3 protein-coding genes are annotated in these 2,298 nt (G+C 32.2%); all 3 read right to left on the reverse strand.

The window, feature by feature from the left end; genetic code table 11:
* Positions 1–90 precede the first annotated feature (90 nt).
* The gene (locus C3E89_RS11195; RefSeq protein WP_236913031.1) at positions 91–822 is read right to left on the reverse strand and encodes a Fic family protein; all 732 of its coding nucleotides are present in this window, start codon (positions 820–822) and stop codon (positions 91–93) included.
* 114 nt (positions 823–936) lie between these two features.
* Positions 937–1,695, reverse strand: coding sequence for an IS21-like element helper ATPase IstB (istB, locus tag C3E89_RS11200; protein ID WP_236913032.1), 759 nt, complete (start codon positions 1,693–1,695; stop codon positions 937–939).
* Positions 1,692–2,298 (reverse strand): Mu transposase domain-containing protein (locus tag C3E89_RS11205; protein WP_442870599.1); only part of this gene is annotated, 607 nt, incomplete at its 5' end. The genes istB and C3E89_RS11205, both read right to left, overlap by 4 nt.

A 2,298-nucleotide genomic window follows, 5' to 3' on the forward strand; every position in this document is an offset into this window, starting at 1 on the left:
CTACTTCTTTAACAATTTGACGTTTAAATTCTTCTGGATATCTTGTATTTTTGCTTCTCATTCTGGCAACCTCCTGTTGATTATATTTTACTATAATCGCGTGTGATTGTCCAAAACGGTTAGGGGGCTAAATAGATTATCTTGCTGTAACTTAGGCAAGGGTATATGAAGAAGATGTAAAAAATCCTTTTGTGATTCTAACTCTCTTTCTATAATAAAGTTAATAAATGGACTATCATCTTCATGTGCCTTTTCAAGTAATGCAATATATTCACTTCTTAATATTGGAGGAATTAGTGCTGGCAGATATCCATCTTGTATTAGTGCTGTATTCATAAGTAGCCTTGCTACCCTTCCGTTTCCGTCTTTAAATGGATGAATAAACACAAACTTTTTATGCAGAACAGCTGCAAATTCTACTGGATGATACTTTTTTCTTTCTGCCTTTATCCATTTACATAACTCATCAATCTCACTTTGAATATCTTCTACTTTAGTAACTGGATAGTTGGAACCAGGAATAAATACTGCAATTTCACGATATCTTCCTGCATATTCTTCATCAATATTTTGATAAAATAATTTATGCAGATAAAGAATATCCTTTTCGGTAATTTCTTTATTCTCAAGCAAAGTAAACATATAATCATATGCTTTTGCATGATCTACTGCTTCAAACATATCCCTAAGAGGTCTTCCGCCAACTGTTAATCCATCTTCTATTAGAACTTTCGTTTCACTTTCAGTCAAAGAATTACCCTCTAATGCATTGGATGTCCATGTTAAGCCAATACGATAAAAGTCTTTTATCTGCTTTAACATTTCACCCTCAAATGGTCTTAATTCATTAATGGTATTTTGGTATAAATCCTGTATTTGTCAACCGAAAACTGTACCATATTTCAATCGAAAACTGGGCCAGTTGAAACAAAAAAATTAATTGCTCTTTTCTAACCACTCTCTAGTTTCTCTTATCCTATAAGATTCACCATTCATATTTAATACATAAGATTTATGGGTCATTCTGTCTATTAAAGCAGCTGTTAAAACTGCATCATTAAATATTTCATTCCATCTGTCAAAGGATAAGTTTGTGGTTATTATGGTTGATTTTCTCTCTGCTCTTAATGAAAGAAATGTAAACAACAGCTCACTACCTTCCTTGTCAAAGGAGATGTATCCTAATTCATCTAAAATTATTAGGTCATATTTTTCAAATCTCTTCTCAAATGTATATAGTTTTTTCTCACTCCTAGTTTCCTTAAGCTCGTTTATTAAGGATGCGGCTGTAGTGAAAAACACCTTATACCCTTTATTACAGGCACTGATACCAAGGCCTATTGATAAATGGGTCTTTCCAGTTCCAGGGTTACCTGCTAAGATTATGTTTCTGCCTTCCTCTATGAATTTTAATGTTTTAAGCTCTTTAAACTTCTTTTTAGCGTCTTCAGGTAGATAATCTACCTGAAGTTCATCTAAGTATTTTTTGTATGGAAAACGGGCATTTCTAATCCTGTTTTTCCTACCATTTTCCTTTCGTATATCATAGGCTTCCATGAAAATGTCCCTTAAAAGCTCTTCATAGGACTGATTTAGCTTGTATGCTTCTTCAATCTTCATCTTTAATCCCTGATTTATTCCTGGTATCTTAAGCTCTTTGACATATTCTTTAATCTCATTTATGATCTCATTCAATTTCCATAACCTCCCACCGAATTTAGTTTAAACATCTCATTTAAAATTGAAATTTGCTCCAAGGATGCTTTTTGTATTGATATATCTTTACTTCCCAAAGGATTATCCATAGTTGGAGATTTGAAAACTATATTTTTGATATTGTCTGTATTTATCATCTCTACCTTGATTTTTTCTAGTTCTTTTATGGCTTCTAAAACACTTTCTAAATCTTTTTCTTTTATCAGTTCTAAAAGTACTATGAAATCCTTAGGATTATTGGTATAATATTTGTGATATAATTCTTGAAGTTCTGGAGAGAGCTGATGTCTACCTACACTAGAATGCAGCGCTCCAGGCTTCTTTTTTAATGTATGGATAAAATGATTTATGTCTACTGTCCAGTGATGATTTAAGTATGACCTTTTATGGCTCGCTATTAGCTTATCTTTGTAGAATATTTCTATTGTGTCTGGATATATTTTAGCCATCACAAATTTACCTACAAGGTAATCTGGTACTGAATATTTGTTTTGATCTATATTAATTACGCTATACTTATTAACTCTAGCTTCTATTCTTCTAGCTGTATCGTAAGACGGTTTTAATGGCAGTAGATAATCC

Source organism: Clostridium sp. Cult1, assembly GCF_021655095.1.
Taxonomy (GTDB): Bacteria; Bacillota; Clostridia; order Tissierellales; family Tepidimicrobiaceae; genus Schnuerera.